Origin of the sequence: Providencia rustigianii DSM 4541, assembly GCF_000156395.1 — a bacterium.
GTDB classification, from domain to species: Bacteria; Pseudomonadota; Gammaproteobacteria; order Enterobacterales; family Enterobacteriaceae; genus Providencia; species Providencia rustigianii.
This window is the reverse complement of the sequence record NZ_GG703817.1, coordinates 687,370-708,394: the sequence shown is the minus strand read 5'-3', so window position 1 is coordinate 708,394 and position 21,025 is coordinate 687,370. Positions and strand designations below refer to the sequence as shown.

The window sequence follows — 21,025 nt, the reverse complement described above, 5'->3', positions numbered from 1 at the left end:
TGATCTTTCGTGTGGGTCACCACTGTTGATAAGGATTTTTTAATGCCTGTTATTACTCTTCCTGACGGAAGTCAGCGTCAATTCGACCATGCAGTTTCTGTGATGGATGTAGCTCGTGATATTGGCACAGGTTTAGCAAAAGCATGTATTGCTGGACGTGTTGATGGTGAGCTAGTTGATGCTTGCGAACTGATTGAACATGATGCAAAACTATCCATTATTACGAGTAAAGATGATGAAGGTCTAGAGATCATTCGTCACTCTTGTGCTCACTTATTAGGTCATGCAATTAAACAATTGTGGCCAAATACCAAAATGGCAATCGGTCCAGTGATCGATAACGGTTTTTACTATGATGTTGATCTTGACTATACGCTGACCCAGGAAGATTTGGATAAGCTAGAAAAGCGTATGCTAGAGCTTGCCAAAACAGATTATGATGTGGTTAAAAAGCGTGTTTCTTGGGCTGAGGCTCGTGAAACATTTGTTGGGCGTGGTGAAGACTATAAAGTCGAAATTTTGGATCAAAATATTAGCCAAGATGACCGTCCAGGTTTATACCATCATCAAGAATATATTGATATGTGTCGTGGTCCACACGTACCAAATATGCGTTTCTGTCATCACTTTAAATTACAAAAAGTGGCAGGAGCATATTGGCGTGGAAACAGCGATAACAAAATGCTGCAACGTATCTACGGTACTGCATGGGCAGACAAGAAACAGTTAGCGGCATATTTGTTGCGTTTAGAAGAAGCTGCAAAACGTGACCACCGTAAAATTGGTAAGCAATTAGATTTGTATCATATGCAAGAAGAAGCGCCGGGTATGGCATTCTGGCATAATGATGGTTGGACTATTTTCCGTGAGCTGGAAACTTTCGTACGCACTAAATTAAAATCTTACAACTACCAAGAAGTTAAAGGTCCATTTATGATGGATCGCGTACTATGGGAAAGAACCGGTCACTGGGAAAACTACAAAGACGCAATGTTCACTACGTCATCAGAAAACCGTGAATATTGTGTAAAACCAATGAACTGTCCAGGTCACGTCCAGATTTTTAACCAAGGGTTAAAATCTTACCGTGACTTGCCATTGCGTATGGCTGAATTTGGTAGCTGCCACCGTAACGAACCATCGGGCGCGTTACATGGCTTAATGCGTGTTCGTGGCTTTACCCAAGATGATGCGCACATCTTCTGTACAGAAGATCAAATCCTGAGTGAAGTCACTAGCTGTATTGAGATGATTTACGATGTTTACAGCACTTTCGGTTTTGAAAAAATCGTAGTAAAACTATCAACTCGCCCTGAAAAACGTATCGGTACTGACGATATGTGGGATACCGCGGAAGCAGACTTAGCGAACGCACTGAAATCGAAAGGTATCGAATTCGAATATCAGCCGGGCGAAGGTGCATTCTACGGCCCTAAAATTGAGTTTACTTTGTATGACTGCCTTGACCGTGCATGGCAATGCGGTACTGTACAATTAGACTTCTTCTTACCGGGTCGTTTAAATGCTTCATATGTTGGTGAAAATAATGAGCGCATCACACCAGTGATGATCCACCGTGCGGTCTTAGGTTCTTTAGAGCGTTTCATCGGGATCTTAACTGAGGAGTATGCAGGCTTCTTCCCAACATGGTTAGCACCACAACAAGTTGTGGTCATGAATATTACTGATACTCAAGCAGAGTATGTGCAAGAATTAGTAAACAAATTACAAAGTGTTGGCATTCGTGCGAAAGCGGACTTACGCAACGAGAAAATCGGCTTTAAGATCCGTGAACACACACTGCGTCGTGTTCCTTACATGTTAGTTTGTGGTGATAAAGAAGTTGAATCAGGAAAAGTATCTGTCCGTACCCGTCGTGGTAAAGATTTAGGTAGCCTTGATGTTGACGAATTCATGACTAAACTTCTGAAAGAAATTCGCAGTCGTCAGCTTAATCAGATGGAGGAATAAGGTATTAAAGGCGGAAAAAAACTCCCAACAGCACGTCCGAATCGTATTAACGAAGAGATCCGTGCGACTGAAATTCGTGTCACTGGCATTGATGGTGAACCTCTTGGCGTAATGAGTGTACGAGAAGCACTCTTTAAAGCTGAAGAAGCGGGTGTTGATTTAGTAGAAATTAGCCCGAATGCTGAACCACCAGTTTGTCGTATCATGGATTACGGTAAACATCTTTATGAGAAAAGCAAATCTCAGAAAGAGCAGAAAAAGAAACAAAAAATTGTTCAAGTGAAGGAAATTAAATTCCGACCTGGAACAGATGAAGGGGATTACCAAGTTAAACTTCGTAGCCTCATTCGTTTCTTAGAAGATGGTGATAAAGCTAAAGTAACTCTGCGGTTCCGTGGTCGTGAAATGGCTCATCAGCAAATCGGTATGGAAATACTTAACCGTATTAAAGCCGATTTGGAAGAACTGGCGGTTGTTGAATCATTCCCTTCAAGAATTGAAGGGCGCCAAATGATTATGATTATGGCGCCAAAGAAAAATAAATAAGTAATACACACTAACATCAGCGGGGAAATGTATCCTCGCTGATGTTTTTTTTGCATAAAATCTCTATGAATAGTCGAAAGATTTGGTGAAATGTGGGAATTCTAGCGAAAAGAATGGCCCAGAAGTTTTATCATTCAGATGACGCTTAGGGAATAATTTGAATATCTGCTTGAGTAATCTCACAATAAGCAGTAAAATCCGCGGTCGAATCGCTTTGTTAAGTTTGCGTTGGCAAATGAAAAGCAAAAAAGAATATCGCGTTTTGATAATTAACGGTTTTTAATTAGTAAAAACTGAAAGTATTGTCGAGGCGCTTGCTTTAGAGAATGTAGCAAATCTCTTTATCCAGTTGGAGGAATGTAGTATTAAAGGCGGAAAAAGAATCCCAACAACACGTCCAAATCGTATTAATGACGAAATTCGTGTTCCTGAAGTCCGTTTAACCGGTTTAGACGGCGAACAGCTAGGCATTATGAGCGCACGTGAAGCGCTTGAGAAAGCTGAAGAAGCAGGTGTTGACCTTGTTGAAATCAGCCCAAATGCTGAACCGCCAGTTTGTCGTATCATGGATTACGGCAAATTCCTTTATGAGAAGAGCAAGTCTCAAAAAGAACAGAAAAAGAAACAAAAAGTTGTTCAGGTGAAGGAAATTAAATTCCGCCCTGGTACAGATGAAGGTGATTATCAGGTCAAACTGCGCAACCTGATACGCTTTCTAGAAGATGGTGACAAGGCTAAAGTAACACTACGTTTTCGTGGTCGTGAAATGGCTCATCAACAAATTGGTTTGGAAGTACTTAACCGTATCAAAGCTGATTTGGAAGAACTGGCGGTTGTTGAATCATTCCCTTCAAGAATTGAAGGGCGCCAGATGATTATGGTGCTGTCACCGAAGAAGAAGTAATTAGGCCATCAAGTAGTAACTTCACAGCGATGTGGCTGTTATTCGCCTAGTTAATTCGTAGTTAATCACAATGCGAAGTCGGAAATAAAAGAAATGCCTAAGATTAAAACTGTACGTGGCGCAGCAAAGCGCTTTAAAAAAACTGCAGGCGGTGGCTTTAAGCGTAAGCATGCAAACCTTCGTCACATTCTGACTAAAAAATCAACTAAGCGTAAACGCCATTTACGTCCGAAAGGAATGGTATCTAAGGGCGATCTGGGTCTGGTAATTGCTTGCCTGCCTTACGCATAAGTAAACATTTTAGTTAATTAAGAATATAGACGATTAGGAGAAAGCTATGGCTCGCGTAAAACGTGGTGTAATCGCCCGTGCAAGACACAAAAAAATCATGAAACAGGCGAAAGGCTACTACGGAGCACGTTCACGTGTTTACCGCGTAGCGTTTCAAGCGGTAATCAAAGCTGGTCAATACGCTTACCGTGACCGCCGTCAACGTAAACGTCAGTTCCGTCAACTGTGGATCGCGCGTATCAACGCTGCGGCTCGTCAGAACGGTCTGTCTTACAGCCGTTTCATCAATGGCTTGAAAAAAGCTTCAATTGAAATCGACCGTAAGATCCTAGCAGACATCGCAGTTTTCGATAAAGCAGCATTCTCTGCTTTAGTTGAAAAAGCAAAAGGCGCTTTAGCTTAATGTTTGCTTGAAGAGAGGAAGGAAACTTCCTCTCTTCATTTTTAATATTTGTATTAAAAATTAGGCTGTGTTAATACATTAATACTGTGTTTTATTGAGACTAATTTACATGAACAACGTTATTTTTCGTTTCTTTTTTTACTTTAGCACCTGAATTTCGGGGGCTTTTGCGTATAGCGAGTAGAATAGAAACAAAAAATTACGCTAAAGCCTCCGTTAGGGGGCTTTTTTGTTTTTGGTTTACCAAAAAATACAGTAAAATCAGTCAGGTATTCACATCGCATTAATATGAATTGTGAAGCTTGATAAATTTAGTGAATAACTAGCAAAAGACCAAGTGGTCATAAAGGGGAAACAATGCCACATCTCGCTGAATTGGTTGCACAGGCAAAAGCAGCCATTGAACAGGCCCAAGATGTTGCGACGTTAGAGTCAGTGCGTGTTGAATTTTTAGGCAAAAGCGGCCACTTCACACTCCAGATGAAAACGTTGCGTGATTTGCCTGCGGATGAACGTCCAGCAGCAGGGGCTGTGATTAATGAAGCTAAAGTTCAAGTCCAAGATGCACTGAACGCCCGTAAAGATGCAATGCAAGCTGATATTCTCAATGCACGCTTAGCATCAGAAACAATCGATGTTTCATTACCGGGACGTCGTATGGAAAATGGCGGATTACACCCAGTAACCCGCACAATTCAGCGAATTGAAGAATTTTTTGGTGAGTTAGGATTCTCGGTTGAAACCGGACCTGAAATTGAAGATGATTATCATAACTTTGATGCACTGAATATTCCGGCTCATCATCCTGCGCGAGCTGATCATGATACGTTTTGGTTTGATGCTAAACGTTTATTACGGACTCAAACTTCAGGTGTGCAAATTCGCACTATGAATGGTCAACAGCCACCAATTCGAATTATTGCCCCTGGTCGTGTATATCGAAACGACTATGACCAAACACATACCCCGATGTTCCACCAAACTGAAGGTCTGATTGTTGATAAAGACATTAGCTTTACCAACCTAAAAGGCACTCTGCATGACTTCCTGAATAACTTCTTTGAAGAAGAAGTTCAGGTACGCTTCCGCCCATCTTATTTCCCATTCACTGAGCCTTCAGCAGAAGTTGACGTTATGGGTAAAAACGGAAAATGGTTGGAAGTATTAGGTTGCGGTATGGTACATCCAAATGTATTACGCAACGTCGGTATTGACCCTGAAGTCTATTCTGGATTTGCATTTGGTATGGGAATGGAACGCTTAACTATGCTGCGCTACGGCGTTTCTGACCTTCGTGCATTTTTCGAAAACGATCTTCGTTTCCTCAAACAGTTTAAATAAGGCGGGTCTATCTCATGAAATTCAGTGAACTATGGTTACGCGAATGGGTGAACCCGGCGGTAAGTAGTGAAGAATTATCTGATCAAATCACCATGGCAGGTCTTGAAGTTGATGGTGTAGATGCAGTTGCAGGGCAATTCCACGGTGTTGTTGTTGGTGAAGTTGTTGAGTGTGGACAACATCCAAATGCAGATAAATTGCGAGTCACAAAAGTCAATGTGGGTGGTGATCGCTTATTAGATATCGTCTGTGGTGCACCAAATTGCCGTCAAGGTTTACGTGTTGCTGTCGCGACAGTCGGCGCAATACTACCAGGTGACTTCAAAATCAAAGCAGCGAAATTGCGCGGTGAGCCATCTGAAGGCATGCTGTGTTCCTATTCTGAATTAGGTATTTCTGATGATCACAGTGGGATCATTGAGTTACCATTAGATGCTCAGATTGGTACAGATATTCGTGAATATTTAAAACTGGACGATAATGCGATTGAAATCAGCATTACGCCAAACCGTGCTGATTGCCTGAGTATCTTAGGTGTCGCTCGTGATGTTGCCGTTGTTAACAAATTAGATTTAACAGAGCCTACGATTACTCCGGTTGCTAGTACGATTAAAGATATATTCCCAATTCGTGTTGAAGCGCCAGCAGCATGCCCGCGTTTTCTTGGCCGCGTAATCAAAAATATCGATGTGACTGCACCAACACCGTTATGGATGAAAGAAAAATTGCGCCGTGGCGGTGTTCGTTCAATTGACGCAGTAGTCGATATCACTAACTTCGTTCTATTGGAACTGGGTCAACCACAACACGCATACGACTTAGACCGTCTTGATGGCTCTATTATTGTTCGTATGGCTAAAGATGAAGAAAAGCTTGTATTGCTAGATGGCACAGAAGCGACGTTGAAATCAGATACTTTAGTGATTGCTGATGAGTCTAAAGCGCTGGGTATTGCTGGTATTTTTGGTGGTGAGCACTCAGGTGTAAACAGTGAAACTAAAAATGTTTTATTGGAATGTGCGTTCTTTGAACCTTTAGCAATTACAGGCCGTGCACGTAATTACGGTTTGCATACAGATGCTTCTCATCGTTTTGAACGTGGTGTTGATCCCCAGTTACAATTTAAAGCGATTGAACGTGCAACAGCACTGATTGTTGAGATTTGCGGTGGCGAAGTTGGTGACATCATTGATGTTACTAGCGAAGAACATTTACCTAAAGCTGCAACAATTAAACTGACACGCAAAAAATTAGATCGTCTAATTGGCCATGTGATTGCTGACGACATTGTGACGGATATCCTGAAACGTTTAGGCTGCCAAGTGCAAGTTTCTGTGGGTTGTTGGGATGTTGTTGCGCCAAGCTGGCGTTTCGATATGCAAATCGAAGAAGATTTAGTTGAGGAAGTCGCTCGAGTCTACGGATATAACAATATTCCAGATGTTCCTCTGCGCGCCGATTTAGTCATGACTGACCATAAAGAAGCTAACTTGCCTCTAAAGCGTATTAAAGCGATGTTAGTAGACCGTGGTTTCCAAGAGGCGATTACCTACAGTTTCGTTGACCCTAAAGTTCAAGCATTGTTGCATCCTCAGCAAGAAGCTTTGATCCTGCCGAATCCAATCTCTGCAGATATGTCTGCAATGCGCCTATCTCTGTTGACTGGTTTATTAGGCACCGTGGTCTATAATCAAAATCGTCAACAAAATAGAATCCGTTTATTTGAGACAGGTCTGCGCTTTACTCCTGATAATCAAGCAGAATATGGAATTCGTCAGGAAAACATGCTAGCAGGTGTGATCACGGGCAATAAATTTGATGAACATTGGTCAATAGATAAACAAGTTGTTGACTTCTTTGATTTAAAAGGTGATCTTGAAGCTGTTTTTGAATTGACTGGAAAACTAAATCAAATTACATTTAAATCAGAAGCACATCCAGCATTACATCCTGGGCAAAGTGCTGGGATTTATCTGGAAAATGAACATATTGGCTTTATCGGTGTTGTTCACCCAGAATTAGAACGTAAACTCGATTTAAATGGTCGTACAGTGGTGTTTGAGGTACGTACTGATGCTATTACAGAGCGTGAGATCCCTGAAGCTAAGGCGATTTCACGTTATCCGTCGAACCGTCGTGACATTGCTGTGGTCGTGCCAGAAAATGTAGCAGCTGCGGAAGTCTTAGCAGAATGTAAAAAAGTTGGCATAAATCATATAGTTGGCATAAACTTATTTGATGTGTATTGTGGTGAGGGGATAGCTGAAGGTTATAAGAGCTTGGCTATCAGTCTCGTCTTCCAAGATACCCAGCGTACGATGGAAGAAGAAGAGATTACCGCGACCGTTGATCTGTGTGTTGCTGCGTTAAAACAGCGATTCCAAGCCTCCTTGAGGGACTAAACTTATGGCGCTTACTAAAGCTGAAATGTCAGAAAAGTTGTTTGAAAAACTGGGTGTTAGCAAACGTGATGCTAAAGACCTTGTTGAAACTTTCTTTGAAGAGGTTCGCCTTTCCTTAGAAAACGGTGAGCAAGTTAAATTATCTGGATTTGGGAACTTTGATTTACGTGATAAAAATCAACGTCCTGGTCGTAACCCAAAAACTGGGGAAGATATTCCAATTACTGCTCGTCGTGTTGTTACTTTCCGCCCAGGTCAAAAATTAAAAAACCGTGTGGAAAAAGCAACACCAAAAGATTAATCATATCCATTTATAGTTTGGATAGTAAAAAGACCGCCTAGGCGGTCTTTTGTTTTTTTATCAAATGAAAAGGCTTACTACTGGCTTCCTAACTCTCGTTCAATGAGGGTGGTTACATAGTTAATGGGGGCTTCAGTCAGTGCTTTCATATCCGCAGCATTATTAATTTTCACTTGTGAAAAATCTGTTCTATCTAAACTTGGAGCAAAGGCAATGGCTAGATTTTTAGCCCCCATCTGATTGATATTGTTATTTTTTGCAATCTCAACAAGTAAAGGAATTGCTATTTGTAAAGATAAAGGCTGATTTTTCATTGGCGGTATTCCATTATCCAATTGATGAAATCGCGCAGACAATGTAACTGTCTCACTACTGCTTTTTGGTAGTAAAGTGATAACTAATTTTTTATAAGCACTGGTTAACTCTTTAATACCAATATTATTTTTAGTAATAAAGTCAATGTTGAGTGAATTATTGCTTGCTAAATGGTCCAGTATTAATTGAGCCCGAATAGGGGTTCCACTTGTTCGAAAAGGTCCCACTTCATTGGCAAATTCTGGATGAGATAAAATGGCGGTACCAATTTCATTGAGTTGTTGATATTGTAATTTTTCGCTATAAGCCATCCCTTTGTAATCATTAATAGCTTGGGTATTCTTTTTCTCAATTTTCCCCGCATTATTTTGTTGTTCAATACGTTGAGCCATTGAACTTAATTGTTCGGTATTGAGATATTTTGATGTAGGCTGGCTATCTTGTAATGGCTTTAAACTCATGTTTTTAACAGAATGATTTGTCGTGGTAACAGTATCAAATTTATGATGAGCGGGACATCCTAAGAAGCTTTTACAGCTATTGATGATTTTTTGCACTGAAGCAAGGAAGCCTTTATTCTCAGAACGCATAACTGACTCGATAGGTAATATCGGCAGAGTAGGTTGTATAGTTGATAATTTCATATTTATACAGTTCCTTTTTAATGATGTGATTAAAATTGAATGGGAGCATAAAATCGTTACTGTGGATTTGCTTGCATAAAAAGCGATAATTTTTCAACCTAATAGAAATTAAGATAATCTCCAATGAGCCAATTACTTCACCGTTTGCAAACTAAACAGCATCAAGCCGATTTGCGCCTAATGAGAATATTGTCTTTAGGGCTAATTATCGTTGCGTTGCTTTCACTTTGTGCTGGTGAGGTATGGCTGTGGCCTACACAATGGTTTAATGAAGCAGGGCGGATGTTTGTAGGGCAAATTCGCTTACCTAGGCTACTTGCTGTTATTACAATTGGCGCTGCATTAGCTGTAACGGGGGCTATCATGCAAGCTCTATTTGAAAACCCCCTCGCTGAGCCAGGATTATTGGGGATCAGCAATGGTGCAGGTGTTGCGGTTGTTTTTACCGTACTCATATCATCGGGTATTACCCACTATTGGCTATTGAGTTTAAGTGCTATTAGCGGAGCTTTGATTTTAACCACTGTTTTGCTTTATTTTGCCCGCCGCAAGAATCTCAGTAATCCAAGTTTACTATTAGTTGGTGTTGCGCTTGGAGTGATCAGTGGTGCTTGTATGACCTGGATGGTTTATATGAGCAGTAATTTAGACCTACGGCAATTACTGTACTGGATGATGGGAAGTTTTAGTGGTGTTGACTGGCAGCAAATAGGGCTAATTATTACCTGTGTCCCATTTTTATTCTGGGCTATCACGCAAGGTAAAGTATTAAATTATTTATCTCTTGGAAATATCCAAGCATTCCAATTAGGCGTTTCTACTCATAAATGGCGAATAATATTAATCATTATTAGCGGAATATTAATTGGCCTGAGTGTAGCTATAGCGGGAGCAATTAGTTTTATTGGGTTAGTTATTCCGCATATATTACGATTAAGTGGCTTAACTGATAATCGATTGTTATTACCTGGCTGTGCTATTGCAGGTGCACTCTGCTTATTAATTGCAGATTTGTTGGCTCGCTTATTGATAGCAAATGCAGAGGTTCCTATAGGGGTAATTACAGCAACACTCGGGGCGCCAATTTTTATTCTCTTACTCGTTCGTCACCAGCAATGGCGCTAATTTTATGAATAAAAAGATTATTCTTGATATAACTAATTTATCCGTCTCTGGCCGACTTCATCAGGTCACGCAGCAAGTTTCTGCTGGTGAACAAATTCATTTATTAGGTGCGAATGGTGCAGGGAAAAGTACGTTATTAGCGGCATTAAGTGGCTGTGAATCTTATACAGGAAACATATACCTTAATCATATCAATCTAAAAAATTATTCAGCCCAAGAGCTTGGCAAGCAAAGAGCCTATTTGACCCAGCAAATGGGAATATTACCAAGTTTGAAAGTATTTCAATACTTAGGGCTATTCACATCTAATTGCGACGTGAATCGGTCTATATTTGATGTGCTATGTCGAGATTTTCAGTTGCTTCCCCTTTTAGCTAAGTCTATAAACCAATTATCGGGTGGTGAATGGCAACGTGTTCGTATCGTTGCTATGTTTTTACAAGTATGGGATAGCTATGTACTAAGTGGAAAAATAATCTTTTTTGATGAGCCAATAAACAATTTAGATATTATTCATCAAGGAATACTAGATAAATGGGTGAAATATTTTTGTGATTGCTCAGGAACAGTTATAATGAGTGGACATAATCTTAGTCACTCATATAAAAATGCAAGTCAAATATGGATGATTAAAAAAGGAACGTTAATTTATACAGGCAAACCTGATGAGATCATGACTGATATAAATCTATCCGATATTTTTATGGCTGATATTCAACTCATCCATAACTCCTCGCATAGAGTGTGGCAAATTATTGATTTCGATAATTAACAAAATGTGTTCCAATTGCCCGTTTTTAATTGATTTATCGTTGTAATGATGACTGGTGTTGAGGTTCGGTTAAAGTAATTTTAGCTAGAATATTCTATTCATAATGAAACTAGGCTACAAACAATATGAGCAATTTCCTTCCATTTTCAAAACCTGCAATCGGTGATGAAGAGGTTAAGGCAGTAGAAAATGTTTTGCGTTCAGGCTGGATAACGACAGGCCCACAGAATCATCAACTAGAAGAAGATTTTTGCAAGCGCTATGGTTGTAAACATGCTATTGCGCTTTCATCAGCGACAGCGGGTATGCATGTGGTACTGATGGCTTTGGGAATTGGGCCTGGTGATGAAGTTATTACCCCATCTCAAACATGGGTATCAACCATCAATATGATTGAGTTGCTTGGCGCAACACCAGTGATGATTGATGTTGATCGCGATACATTGATGATCCAACCTGAAACTGTAGAACAAGCACTAACATCAAAAACTAAAGCGATCATTCCTGTGCATTATGCAGGCGCACCTTGTGATTTAGATGCCCTACGTGCAATTGCTCAAAAGGCGAATGTTGCTCTCATTGAAGACGCTGCTCATGCGGTAGGTACACGCTATAAAAATGAATGGATTGGTGAGAATGGTACTGCCATTTTTTCATTCCATGCGATTAAAAACGTCACCTGTGCTGAAGGCGGTCTTGTTGCAACGAATGACGACGCACTGGCACAACGTGTTCGTACATTGAAATTCCATGGTTTAGGTGTGGATGCGTTTGACCGTCAAATGCAAGGTCGTAAACCTCAGGCTGAGGTAGTTGAACCCGGTTTTAAATACAACCTATCAGATATTCATGCGGCTATTGCAGTTGTACAATTATCTCGTGTTGAGGCGTTAAATCAACGTCGAGCCGAGTTGACGGCACGTTACCGTGAATTACTGAAAGACTCTCCATTACAAATGTTGTCGGTGCCAAAATATTCTCATTTACATGCGAATCACCTGTTTATGGTACGTGTTGATGAATCTGTATGTGGAATTACTCGCGATGAGTTTATGGAGAGACTAAAAGAGCATAATATTGGTACGGGGTTGCATTTCCGTGCAGCTCATACGCAAAAATATTACCGTGAAAAATACCCTGAGTTGTCATTACCAGAATCAACATGGAATAGTGCGACACTGTGTTCGCTGCCTTTATTCCCAGATATGATTGATGCTGATGTTGACCGGGTAGTTGCTGCGATTAATACAGTCCTTTTGGAGTCAAAATAGTGTCATTAGCTGATGAATTTGAAGAGATTAAAAAAGTCTCTATCGTAATCCCTGTTTATAACGAAGAGCAAAGTTTACCTCAACTGTTAGAGCGTACGATTAAATCCTGTAAACAACTGACTCAATCTTATGAATTGATTTTAGTTGATGATGGGAGTAGTGACCGTTCTGCAAAAATGTTGGTGGAAGCGGCCGAAAATCCTGAAAACCATGTTATTGCTATTATTTTAAACCGTAATTATGGTCAACACTCGGCGATTATGGCAGGCTTCAATCAAGCTGATGGCGACTTAATCATTACGTTAGATGCGGATTTACAAAATCCACCGGAAGAAATTCCTCGTTTGGTACAAACGGCTTCCCAAGGCTATGATGTTGTTGGGACTCGTCGTGCAAATCGTCAAGACTCTTGGTTCCGAAAAACTGCATCTAAAATGATTAATGCAATGATCACTAAAGCCACTGGGCGTTCTATGGGTGATTATGGATGTATGTTACGTGCTTATCGTCGACATATTATTGAAGCGATGCTTCAGTGCCACGAAAGAAGTACGTTTATTCCAATTTTAGCAAATACTTTTGCGCGTCGAACCATTGAAATTGATGTAGCGCACGCTGAACGCGAGTTTGGTGATTCTAAATACAGCTTTATGAAGCTGATTAATTTAATGTATGACCTATTAACATGCTTAACAACCGCACCTCTGCGATTGTTAAGTGTCGTGGGTAGTGTTATCGCTGCGGGTGGTTTTGTTCTCGCCGTGTTATTAATTGTTTTACGTTTACTGTTCGGCTCTGACTGGGCAGCTGACGGCGTATTCACACTGTTTGCGATACTCTTTATCTTTATCGGCGCACAGTTTGTTGCTATGGGTTTGTTGGGCGAATACATTGGTAGGATCTACAATGATGTGCGCGCGAGACCTCGTTATTTTATTCAAAAAGTCGTCGGAGCAGATCTTAAAACCGACAAAAATCAGGAAGAAAACTAATGAAAGCTATTGTTTTTGCCTATCATGATATTGGCTGTGTAGGGATAAAAGCGCTGGAAAAAGCGGGTTTTGATATTCAGGCAGTATTTACTCACACTGACGATCCAAATGAAAACCACTTTTACTCTTCTGTAGCTCGTGTAAGTGCAGACATGGAACTTCCTGTTTTCGCTCCAGAAAACGTTAACCACCCACTGTGGATTGAACGTATTCGTGAGATGAAACCTGACGTGATTTTCTCTTTCTATTATCGTGATATGTTAAGTGAAGAGCTGCTGGCATTAGCACCAAAAGGTGCTTTTAACCTACATGGTTCTTTACTACCTAAATACCGTGGTCGTGCACCAATCAATTGGGCGTTACTGAATGGTGAGAGTGAAACGGGTGTGACACTGCATAAAATGGTTGCTAAAGCTGATGCTGGTGACATTGTTGCACAAGAGAAAGTTGCTATCTCAGACACGGATACAGCATTAACCCTGCACGCTAAAGTGCGTGAGGCCGCTGAAGTTCTGTTGGATAAAACTCTACCGTTAATTGAAGCGGGTACTTATAAAGCCGTTGCTCAAGATGAGAGTCAAGCAAGCTACTTTGGTCGCCGTAATGCGGATGATGGCCAAATTGACTGGAGCCGTAGTGCGACAGAAATCAATTGCTTAATTCGTGCAGTGACAGAACCATATCCAGGTGCGTTTACATACTTGGGCGCGCGTAAGATGGTGATTTGGCGAGCTCGCGTATTAGATGACAACAACGGTAAAGCAGCAGGAACCGTATTATCTAGTGATCCTCTGCGTATTGCTTGTGGAAAAGGCGCACTTGAGATTGTGAGTGGTCAGAGCGAAACTGGTCTTTACATGCAAGGTAATCGTCTGGCTAATGAAATGGGCATTATGGCTGACATGCATGTTGGTATTAAACCAACAACACAAGTCAAACGCCGTAAGCGTGTTCTGATTTTAGGTGTAAATGGTTTTATCGGTAACCACTTAACTGAGCGCTTATTACAAGATGATAACTATGATATCTATGGTATGGATATCGGTTCATCTGCAATTGAGCGTTTCATTGGTAACCCACGTTTCCACTTTATTGAAGGTGACGTCAGTATCCACACTGAGTGGATTGAATATCACATTAAAAAATGTGATGTCATCCTGCCATTAGTCGCTATTGCGACACCAATCGAATATACCCGTAACCCACTGCGTGTATTTGAATTAGACTTTGAAGAAAACTTGAAAATTGTTCGCTACTGTGTGAAATACAACAAGCGTATCATTTTCCCTTCTACTTCAGAAGTTTATGGTATGTGTGATGATAAAGAGTTTGATGAAGATGAATCTCGCCTGATTGTTGGTCCAATCAGCAAGCAGCGTTGGATCTACTCTGTTTCTAAACAGTTACTTGACCGAGTTATCTGGGCATACGGCGCGAAAGAAGGTCTGAAATTTACCTTATTCCGTCCATTTAACTGGATGGGACCACGTTTAGACAGCTTGAATTCTGCACGTATTGGTAGTTCTCGTGCAATCACTCAGCTGATTCTGAACTTAGTTGAAGGTTCACCAATCAAGTTAGTTGATGGTGGCGCTCAGAAACGTTGTTTCACTGATATCAAAGATGGTATTGAAGCACTGTTCCGTATCATCGAAAACAAAGATGGTAAATGTGATGGCCAAATCATCAACATTGGTAACCCAACTAACGAAGCGAGTATTCGTCAATTAGCGGAAATGTTACTGGAAAGCTTTGAAAAACATCCAGCTCGTGGGAAGTTCCCTCCATTTGCTGGTTTCCGTGAAATCGAAAGTGCAAGTTACTATGGTCAAGGTTATCAAGACGTTGAACATCGTAAACCAAGTGTTGAGAACGCGCGTCGTTTACTTAACTGGGTGCCGACTATCGATATGAAAGATACCATTGATGAGACATTAGACTTCTTCTTACAGGGTGCTGTGGAAGAGCTGGAAAGCGAAGAATAATGAAAAAAGTTGGCTTGAGAATCGATGTGGACACTTATCAGGGTACCCTGAAAGGTGTTCCTCAGTTACTTAAAGTGCTCAAGGAGCATGATATTCGAGCCAGCTTTTTCTTCAGTGTAGGACCCGATAATATGGGGCGCCATTTATGGCGCCTTTTGCGTCCTAAATTTCTGTGGAAAATGCTACGGTCGAATGCAGCATCATTATATGGGTTAGATATTTTACTGGCGGGGACAGCATGGCCAGGTAAAAAAATAGCCAAAGATTTAGGCTACTTGATGAAACAAACTTTGGATGCAGGACACGAGGTTGGGCTGCATGCATGGGATCATCAGGGATGGCAAGCAAAAGTCGCTAAATGGAGCGAGGCTCAACTCACCGAACAAGTGAAATTGGGTGTCGATGCATTGCAACAAGCGACCGGTCAGCGCGTGACGTGCTCTGCGGTAGCCGGTTGGCGGGGTGATGAACGCGTATTAGACGTTAAGCAAAGATTTAATTTCGATTATAACAGTGACTGTCGTGGCAAATATCCATTCAGACCTGTTTTACGTGATGGTTCTTTAGGAACGGTTCAAATTCCAGTCACATTACCTACTTATGATGAAGTAGTGGGTACTGTCGTGACTGATGAACAGTTTAATGATTTTATTCTTCAAGCAATTAAGAGCGACCGCGGTGTTCCTGTGTATACTATCCATACGGAAGTTGAAGGAATGTCAAAGTCACAACAATTTTCACAATTATTGGAACGAATTAAGCAAGAAGAAATCCAATTCTGTACATTAAGTGAATTGTTGCCTGAAGACATCAATACACTTCCTAAGGGGAGAGTGGTTCGAGCACCATTCCCAGGAAGAGAAGGTTGGCTGGGCTGCCAAGAAGAGGAATAAACATCCCATGTTGAATAATCGAGCGAGCAAAGTAGGAGCCTCTCTGCTGGCTCTTTTTTTTATCCTAACGTATTTGTTGCCGTTGAATAGCCGTTTACTTTGGCAACCGGATGAAACACGTTACGCAGAAATTAGCCGTGAAATGTTACAGCGTGGGGATTGGATTGTTCCTTACATGTTGGATACACGCTATTTTGAAAAGCCAGTAGCAGGTTATTGGATCAATAATATTAGCCAAATGATTTTTGGTGATACAAACTTTGCTGTTCGTTTTGGTTCCGTTTTTTGTATTTTATTAAGCACACTGCTGGTTTACCGCATGGCAAAAATGATGTGGCGTAATAGTCATGTTGCTTATGTGGCAAGCTTTATTTATATCTCCATGTTTTTAGTTTTTGCGGTAGGAACCTATAGTGTTCTTGACCCCATGCTATCACTATGGATAGCGGCAAGTATGTTCTGTTGTTTATGGGCAATGAAAGCCCGAGAGGTCAAGACGAAACTCGCCGCATGGGGGGCGCTTGGCTTAGCCTGCGGAATGGCCTTTATGACGAAAGGGTTCTTAGCATTAGCCATCCCTGTTATTGTCATGTTACCAATTACGATTTACCAAAAACGCTTTCTTGAAATGCTCAAATATGGCCCTTTGGCCATACTCACTGCGGTGATTATTAGCTTACCGTGGGCTTTAGCCATTGCTAAACAAGAGCCTGATTATTGGAATTACTTCTTTTGGGTTGAGCATATTAAACGGTTTACTGCCGATGACGCGCAGCATCTTGAGCCGTTTTGGTACTATATTCCGATTATTTTATTGGGTGCTATTCCATGGACAGGTTTACTTCCTGGGGCATTGATTAAAGGATGGAAGGAGCGAAAATCAAGCCCAGATATGTTTTTCTTATTATGTTGGTTTATCGTTCCAGTGATTTTTTTCAGTATTTCTCGCGGTAAATTACCAACCTATATGTTGCCATTTATGGCACCACTTGCATTATTGATGGCGAAATATGGTGTGGACTGTGTGCGAAATGGCACCATGAAAGCGCTAAAAGCTAATGGAATTATTAATATAGTGTTCGGTATTGCTGCTGTTATTGCAGTGATTATCATCAGTAGCGTGATCAAAAAACCTCTGTATGAGCCAGATGAATGGTCGAAAATGGTACTCGGTGTTGTCGCTTTTTCTATCTGGGCGATTATTGGTTATCTCTGTACTGTATTAAATGCTAAATATTGGCTATGGGCAGCATCTTGTTCATTGGCGGTGAGCTTATGTATTGGAAGCGCATTACCAAATAATACGATTGATTCAAAACTACCACAGAACTTTATTCACCAAAACCACGATTTATTGATGAATAGTCACTATCTCATGGCAAGTAATGTCGGTGTTGCTGCGGGACTCGCTTGGGAAACTAAAAACTCTGATATTTACCTCTATAACAGTAGTGGTGAGCTAACTTACGGGTTGGAATATCCAGATAGCTCCCATCGTTTAGTCAAACCAGATCAGTTTGCAACATGGCTAGAAAAAGCACGTAAAGAAGGGCAGGTTACAGTTGTATTCTTGTTAGGCCGTAAAGAAGGGTTACCTGATATTCCAAAACCTGATGAAGTGATCCAAAACTCGCGTATGGCGATAGTGGTTTACCATAAACAATGATAGCGCAATTATTATTATTACTTCTTGTTAGCTTGCTGACTTGTTTGGGGCAAATTGCTCAGAAACAGGCCGTAGTGACTTGGCAGGGAGAAAAAATCAACAAAACAGCATCTGCCATTCGTTGGCTGATGCTGGCACTCTTCATGCTAGGCTTAGGAATGTTATTCTGGTTAAAATTGCTAGAAAGCATGCCTCTTAGCATTGCTTACCCAATGTTAAGTATCAATTTTGTGCTCGTTACTCTGATTGGTCAGTTTGTTTATCATGAGAAAACAGGCTTAAATCATTGGCTTGGGGTTGCGGCAATCATGTTTGGTATTTTGTTGATGAGTATAAGTATATGAATAAAGGCTACTTATGGGTATTGGGTAGCGCACTGTTAGTGACTGTTGCGCAATTAAGTTTAAAAATGGGGGTAGTTGAATTGCCCTCATTTTCCCTAGGATGGCACTGGTTACAGCTAGAATGGTTAACTGACAATGTTCTAAGCCTAGGTATTATTTTCATTGGTTTAGTGTGCTACGCCTTATCTATGTTGTGCTGGCTATTCGCATTAAAATACATCCCATTAAATAAAGCATATCCGTTAATTAGTTTGAGCTATGTTTTTGTTTACGTACTTGCCGTTTTACTTCCATGGTTTAATGAACCTGCGACGTGGATAAAAGCGGCGGGAATTGCTTTCATTCTATTTGGTGTGTGGATGATTAGCCGCCCAACTAAGCCATTAACGAAAAAAGCGAAATAGCATCAATCAATTAGTGTTCGCTGTTTATTTTTCATGCGTTGTAAATTATATTCATTACATATTATTATATCGCTTTAGGTGATAGTTCGTGGATAGCTTGTAGGGCACGTTATGATAATGAATCTAAAATACTTACCATTGCTATTTTGTTTGGTGTTAATCGGGTGCTCATCATCAGTTAAGCAAACCTCAGCGCCGCCGATGAAAACTCAATTGTCAGATCCCATCATGACGATTGCCCAGCTCAAAGACCAGTTAAGTCAATGGTATGGCACGCCGTATCATTATGGTGGTATGAGTCAAAATGGGGTGGATTGTTCCGGCTTTGTCTATCGTACTTTCAGTGATCGTTTTGCAATTGAAGTTCCTCGGACAACGGTTGATCAGACTCGTCTTGGGACTCGTATCGATAAATCAGATTTAATGCCCGGCGATTTAGTCTTTTTCAAAACAGGCTCTGGAGAGAATGGCTTGCATGTTGGTATTTATGATACCGATAATACTTTTATTCATGCATCTACTAGTAAAGGCGTTATCCGTTCTTCGATGGATAACGTTTATTGGCGAAAAGTGTTTTGGCAGGCTCGGCGTATCTAATTTAGAACCTTACCCCATGAATTTCTCAATGATTATGCTATCTTAGGGGCAAGTTTTGTTTTTAGGATAGTCCAATGTCTACATTACGTTTATTTATCTCAGAATCCTTCGACCCGTGGTTTAATTTAGCGGTAGAAGAGACTATTTTTCGTCAAATGTCAGCGGATCAACGTGTTATGTTTTTATGGCGCAATGCAGATACGGTGGTCATTGGACGGGCTCAAAATCCGTGGAAAGAGTGTAATACTCGAAAAATGGAGCAAGACAATGTTCGATTAGCGCGTCGTAGCAGCGGTGGGGGTGCGGTTTTCCAAGATTTAGGCAATACCTGCTTTACCTTTATGGCGGGCAAACCGGAATATGATAAAACCATATCAACCCAAATAATTGTCGATGGGCTAGCCAAAGTGGGAATTTCTGCAGAGGTTTCTGGGCGTAATGACTTGGTGCTGAATACACCCAATGGGCCAAGAAAAATATCTGGTTCAGCATATCGTGAAACGAAAGATCGCGGTTTCCATCATGGTACATTACTGATCAGTACAGATTTGAGTCGCCTTGCTAATTATCTCAATCCAGATCCGAAAAAACTTCAAGCAAAAGGGATTACATCAGTTCGTTCGCGAGTCGCTAATCTGAATGAATTAGTACCCGATATTAATCATAATACCGTCTGTGCTGGGATAATAGATAGCTTCTTCAGTTACTATGGTGAAACGGTTGAGCCTGAATACATTTCTCCAGAAAAACTCCCCGATTTACCGAATTTTGAAGCAACATTTGCTAAACAAAGTAGCTGGGAATGGAACTTTGGACAAGCTCCAGCATTTAGTCATTTAGCTGATACCCGTTTTCCTTGGGGCGGTATTGAGTTTCACTTTGATATTGAGAAAGGCACCATTACACGTTGTCAGTTTTTCACGGATAGTCTTGATCCTTCACCATTAGAATGGCTGAGTAATCAGTTAGTGGGGCTGCATTACCAGACCGAAACAATTCGCCATTTAGTGATAAAAATGAACGAACAATGGCCTCATTTATCCGCACAATTTGCTGATTTAGAAAATTGGTTGATTTCTGAATTGAGCTAAAAAAAGAGCCGATTATTTATCGGCTCAAAGATAGATTTCGTTTGAATGGTTGTTTGAGGGTGCAACGAAAATCTAATTTTTACTTAGTGATGGCAATTACAGGTCATGAACGTTTTACACTCAGGTAATTCACCTGCTTGGCGAAATTTCGCTGGTGTAGTGTCAAAATGCTTTTTAAATATGCGAGTAAATGTCGCCTGAGAGCTAAAACCATATTGCAAGGCAATGTCGAGGATCGGTAAGTTACCTTCACGTAACGATTTTGCGGCTTCTAGCAAGCGGCGTTTACGAACATATTCACCAAGAGTACAGCCTTTAAGTTCTTTGAAGACTCGCTGTAAATGCCATTTTGAATATCCACTTTTATCCGCAATGGTATCGATTTTGATGCCTTCATTACGTTGCAATTGGCTTTCTAGCCATCTAATAATTTCGTTGACTACGCTTTCTGACATATTTACCTCCTACAACCGTAGGCTATTGTTCATTAATAACTAATAATAACTCATGAAATTATGGTCTATTCTTCCTTTTTTTCCGATATATCGATAGGCTAATCGTGCTTTTTTTGAATGAGAATAACTATTGTTACGATAGGTTTTGTCAAACCTTGTAGAGTTAAACATACATAGATGCATGTTTATTGTTGTATATATTCAATAGGTTAATTGATTTATTTTGTTTTTCCTGGCTAGAGTATTCGATGATTTTTTATTTATTCAAAATTATTGTTCGATCTGTTCGATTTTATTAACCAAGTAAACTAT

Annotated in this window: 22 protein-coding genes and 1 other annotated feature; of the genes, 20 read left to right on the top strand and 2 right to left on the bottom strand. The window is 40.6% G+C overall.

The genetic code is table 11. The features are described 5' to 3' along the window. The first annotated feature begins 42 nt into the window (after positions 1 to 42). The 9 genes from thrS (at position 43) to ihfA (ending at position 8,159) form a co-directional block, all read left to right on the top strand. Positions 43 to 1,971: a threonine--tRNA ligase gene (thrS, locus tag PROVRUST_RS03390; protein WP_039854184.1), complete on the top strand. Its 1,929-nt coding sequence runs from the start codon at positions 43 to 45 to the stop codon at positions 1,969 to 1,971. A 3-nt stretch (positions 1,972 to 1,974) separates the two neighbouring features. Beyond that, positions 1,975 to 2,517 (top strand): translation initiation factor IF-3, encoded by a 543-nt coding sequence (gene infC / locus PROVRUST_RS03385; RefSeq protein ID WP_071599530.1) that lies wholly within the window; start codon positions 1,975 to 1,977, stop codon positions 2,515 to 2,517. Between the two features lie 364 nt (positions 2,518 to 2,881). Then, positions 2,882 to 3,421 (top strand): translation initiation factor IF-3, encoded by a 540-nt coding sequence (gene infC / locus PROVRUST_RS03380; RefSeq protein WP_039854410.1) that lies wholly within the window; start codon positions 2,882 to 2,884, stop codon positions 3,419 to 3,421. Between the two features lie 93 nt (positions 3,422 to 3,514). Continuing rightward, positions 3,515 to 3,712, top strand: a complete 198-nt coding sequence (rpmI, locus tag PROVRUST_RS03375) for a 50S ribosomal protein L35 (protein WP_005968897.1) — start codon at positions 3,515 to 3,517, stop codon at positions 3,710 to 3,712. 46 nt (positions 3,713 to 3,758) lie between these two features. Next, on the top strand, positions 3,759 to 4,115 hold the full coding sequence (gene rplT, locus PROVRUST_RS03370; protein ID WP_006813290.1) for a 50S ribosomal protein L20: 357 nt from the start codon (positions 3,759 to 3,761) through the stop codon (positions 4,113 to 4,115). Between the two features lie 103 nt (positions 4,116 to 4,218). Then, positions 4,219 to 4,349: a sequence feature (Phe leader region), on the top strand. Further along, positions 4,225 to 4,269, top strand: coding sequence for a pheST operon leader peptide PheM (gene pheM, locus PROVRUST_RS20480; RefSeq protein WP_126437459.1), 45 nt, complete (start codon positions 4,225 to 4,227; stop codon positions 4,267 to 4,269). It overlaps the preceding feature by 45 nt. A 123-nt stretch (positions 4,350 to 4,472) precedes the next feature. After that, positions 4,473 to 5,456, top strand: a complete 984-nt coding sequence (gene pheS, locus PROVRUST_RS03365) for a phenylalanine--tRNA ligase subunit alpha (protein ID WP_006813288.1) — start codon at positions 4,473 to 4,475, stop codon at positions 5,454 to 5,456. Positions 5,457 to 5,470: 14 nt separating this feature from the next. After that, complete coding sequence (pheT, locus tag PROVRUST_RS03360; protein ID WP_006813287.1) at positions 5,471 to 7,858, top strand: phenylalanine--tRNA ligase subunit beta; 2,388 nt, start codon at positions 5,471 to 5,473, stop codon at positions 7,856 to 7,858. Positions 7,859 to 7,862: 4 nt separating this feature from the next. Next, positions 7,863 to 8,159, top strand: a complete 297-nt coding sequence (gene ihfA, locus PROVRUST_RS03355) for an integration host factor subunit alpha (RefSeq protein ID WP_006813286.1) — start codon at positions 7,863 to 7,865, stop codon at positions 8,157 to 8,159. 77 nt (positions 8,160 to 8,236) lie between these two features. Here the strand turns inward: ihfA and PROVRUST_RS03350 are convergent, their stop codons facing one another. Further along, positions 8,237 to 9,118, bottom strand: a complete 882-nt coding sequence (locus PROVRUST_RS03350; protein WP_006813285.1) for a Rho GTPase-activating protein — start codon at positions 9,116 to 9,118, stop codon at positions 8,237 to 8,239. A 123-nt stretch (positions 9,119 to 9,241) separates the two neighbouring features. Between PROVRUST_RS03350 and btuC the strand changes: the two genes are divergently transcribed. The 11 genes from btuC (at position 9,242) to PROVRUST_RS03295 (ending at position 20,258) form a co-directional block, all read left to right on the top strand. Further along, positions 9,242 to 10,243: a vitamin B12 ABC transporter permease BtuC gene (btuC, locus tag PROVRUST_RS03345; RefSeq protein ID WP_006813284.1), complete on the top strand. Its 1,002-nt coding sequence runs from the start codon at positions 9,242 to 9,244 to the stop codon at positions 10,241 to 10,243. Between the two features lie 4 nt (positions 10,244 to 10,247). Beyond that, complete coding sequence (locus tag PROVRUST_RS03340) at positions 10,248 to 11,015, top strand: vitamin B12 ABC transporter ATP-binding protein BtuD (RefSeq protein ID WP_006813283.1); 768 nt, start codon at positions 10,248 to 10,250, stop codon at positions 11,013 to 11,015. Positions 11,016 to 11,140: 125 nt separating this feature from the next. After that, positions 11,141 to 12,286, top strand: coding sequence for a UDP-4-amino-4-deoxy-L-arabinose aminotransferase (arnB, locus tag PROVRUST_RS03335; RefSeq protein ID WP_006813282.1), 1,146 nt, complete (start codon positions 11,141 to 11,143; stop codon positions 12,284 to 12,286). Then, positions 12,286 to 13,278, top strand: coding sequence for an undecaprenyl-phosphate 4-deoxy-4-formamido-L-arabinose transferase (gene arnC / locus PROVRUST_RS03330; protein WP_006813281.1), 993 nt, complete (start codon positions 12,286 to 12,288; stop codon positions 13,276 to 13,278). The genes arnB and arnC overlap by 1 nt, the downstream gene beginning before the upstream one ends. Then, on the top strand, positions 13,278 to 15,263 hold the full coding sequence (arnA, locus tag PROVRUST_RS03325; RefSeq protein ID WP_006813280.1) for a bifunctional UDP-4-amino-4-deoxy-L-arabinose formyltransferase/UDP-glucuronic acid oxidase ArnA: 1,986 nt from the start codon (positions 13,278 to 13,280) through the stop codon (positions 15,261 to 15,263). The genes arnC and arnA overlap by 1 nt, the downstream gene beginning before the upstream one ends. After that, on the top strand, positions 15,263 to 16,156 hold the full coding sequence (arnD, locus tag PROVRUST_RS03320; protein WP_006813279.1) for a 4-deoxy-4-formamido-L-arabinose-phosphoundecaprenol deformylase: 894 nt from the start codon (positions 15,263 to 15,265) through the stop codon (positions 16,154 to 16,156). The genes arnA and arnD overlap by 1 nt, the downstream gene beginning before the upstream one ends. Before the next feature lie 7 nt (positions 16,157 to 16,163). Next, positions 16,164 to 17,822 (top strand): lipid IV(A) 4-amino-4-deoxy-L-arabinosyltransferase, encoded by a 1,659-nt coding sequence (gene arnT, locus PROVRUST_RS03315; protein WP_006813278.1) that lies wholly within the window; start codon positions 16,164 to 16,166, stop codon positions 17,820 to 17,822. Further along, positions 17,819 to 18,166 carry a 4-amino-4-deoxy-L-arabinose-phosphoundecaprenol flippase subunit ArnE gene (gene arnE / locus PROVRUST_RS03310; protein ID WP_006813277.1) on the top strand — a complete coding sequence of 116 codons (348 nt, stop codon included), beginning with the start codon at positions 17,819 to 17,821 and terminating at the stop codon, positions 18,164 to 18,166. Before arnT ends, arnE begins: the two co-directional genes overlap by 4 nt. Then, positions 18,163 to 18,570 carry a 4-amino-4-deoxy-L-arabinose-phosphoundecaprenol flippase subunit ArnF gene (arnF, locus tag PROVRUST_RS03305; RefSeq protein WP_006813276.1) on the top strand — a complete coding sequence of 136 codons (408 nt, stop codon included), beginning with the start codon at positions 18,163 to 18,165 and terminating at the stop codon, positions 18,568 to 18,570. Before arnE ends, arnF begins: the two co-directional genes overlap by 4 nt. A gap of 111 nt (positions 18,571 to 18,681) precedes the next feature. Continuing rightward, positions 18,682 to 19,167 (top strand): C40 family peptidase, encoded by a 486-nt coding sequence (locus tag PROVRUST_RS03300; protein ID WP_039854176.1) that lies wholly within the window; start codon positions 18,682 to 18,684, stop codon positions 19,165 to 19,167. Between the two features lie 74 nt (positions 19,168 to 19,241). Then, a complete protein-coding gene (locus PROVRUST_RS03295) occupies positions 19,242 to 20,258 on the top strand; it encodes a lipoate--protein ligase (protein ID WP_006813274.1) in 1,017 nt (338 codons plus the stop codon). 83 nt (positions 20,259 to 20,341) lie between these two features. On the opposite strand, the gene PROVRUST_RS03290 is transcribed toward PROVRUST_RS03295, so the two are convergent. After that, on the bottom strand, positions 20,342 to 20,713 hold the full coding sequence (locus PROVRUST_RS03290; protein ID WP_006813273.1) for a helix-turn-helix domain-containing protein: 372 nt from the start codon (positions 20,711 to 20,713) through the stop codon (positions 20,342 to 20,344). Between the last annotated feature and the right edge of the window lie 312 nt (positions 20,714 to 21,025).

Bases quoted from the DNA above. Each gene is read 5' to 3' on its own strand.
- thrS (WP_039854184.1), top strand. From the start codon at position 43: ATGCCTGTTATTACTCTTCCTGACGGAAGTCAGCGTCAATTCGACCAT.
- rpmI (WP_005968897.1), top strand. From the start codon at position 3,515: ATGCCTAAGATTAAAACTGTACGTGGCGCAGCAAAGCGCTTTAAAAAA.
- rplT (WP_006813290.1), top strand. From the start codon at position 3,759: ATGGCTCGCGTAAAACGTGGTGTAATCGCCCGTGCAAGACACAAAAAA.
- pheS (WP_006813288.1), top strand. From the start codon at position 4,473: ATGCCACATCTCGCTGAATTGGTTGCACAGGCAAAAGCAGCCATTGAA.
- pheT (WP_006813287.1), top strand. From the start codon at position 5,471: ATGAAATTCAGTGAACTATGGTTACGCGAATGGGTGAACCCGGCGGTA.
- ihfA (WP_006813286.1), top strand. From the start codon at position 7,863: ATGGCGCTTACTAAAGCTGAAATGTCAGAAAAGTTGTTTGAAAAACTG.
- PROVRUST_RS03350 (WP_006813285.1), bottom strand. From the start codon at position 9,118: ATGAAATTATCAACTATACAACCTACTCTGCCGATATTACCTATCGAG.
- btuC (WP_006813284.1), top strand. From the start codon at position 9,242: ATGAGCCAATTACTTCACCGTTTGCAAACTAAACAGCATCAAGCCGAT.
- PROVRUST_RS03340 (WP_006813283.1), top strand. From the start codon at position 10,248: ATGAATAAAAAGATTATTCTTGATATAACTAATTTATCCGTCTCTGGC.
- arnB (WP_006813282.1), top strand. From the start codon at position 11,141: ATGAGCAATTTCCTTCCATTTTCAAAACCTGCAATCGGTGATGAAGAG.
- arnA (WP_006813280.1), top strand. From the start codon at position 13,278: ATGAAAGCTATTGTTTTTGCCTATCATGATATTGGCTGTGTAGGGATA.
- arnD (WP_006813279.1), top strand. From the start codon at position 15,263: ATGAAAAAAGTTGGCTTGAGAATCGATGTGGACACTTATCAGGGTACC.
- arnT (WP_006813278.1), top strand. From the start codon at position 16,164: ATGTTGAATAATCGAGCGAGCAAAGTAGGAGCCTCTCTGCTGGCTCTT.
- arnE (WP_006813277.1), top strand. From the start codon at position 17,819: ATGATAGCGCAATTATTATTATTACTTCTTGTTAGCTTGCTGACTTGT.
- arnF (WP_006813276.1), top strand. From the start codon at position 18,163: ATGAATAAAGGCTACTTATGGGTATTGGGTAGCGCACTGTTAGTGACT.
- PROVRUST_RS03300 (WP_039854176.1), top strand. From the start codon at position 18,682: ATGATAATGAATCTAAAATACTTACCATTGCTATTTTGTTTGGTGTTA.
- PROVRUST_RS03295 (WP_006813274.1), top strand. From the start codon at position 19,242: ATGTCTACATTACGTTTATTTATCTCAGAATCCTTCGACCCGTGGTTT.
- PROVRUST_RS03290 (WP_006813273.1), bottom strand. From the start codon at position 20,713: ATGTCAGAAAGCGTAGTCAACGAAATTATTAGATGGCTAGAAAGCCAA.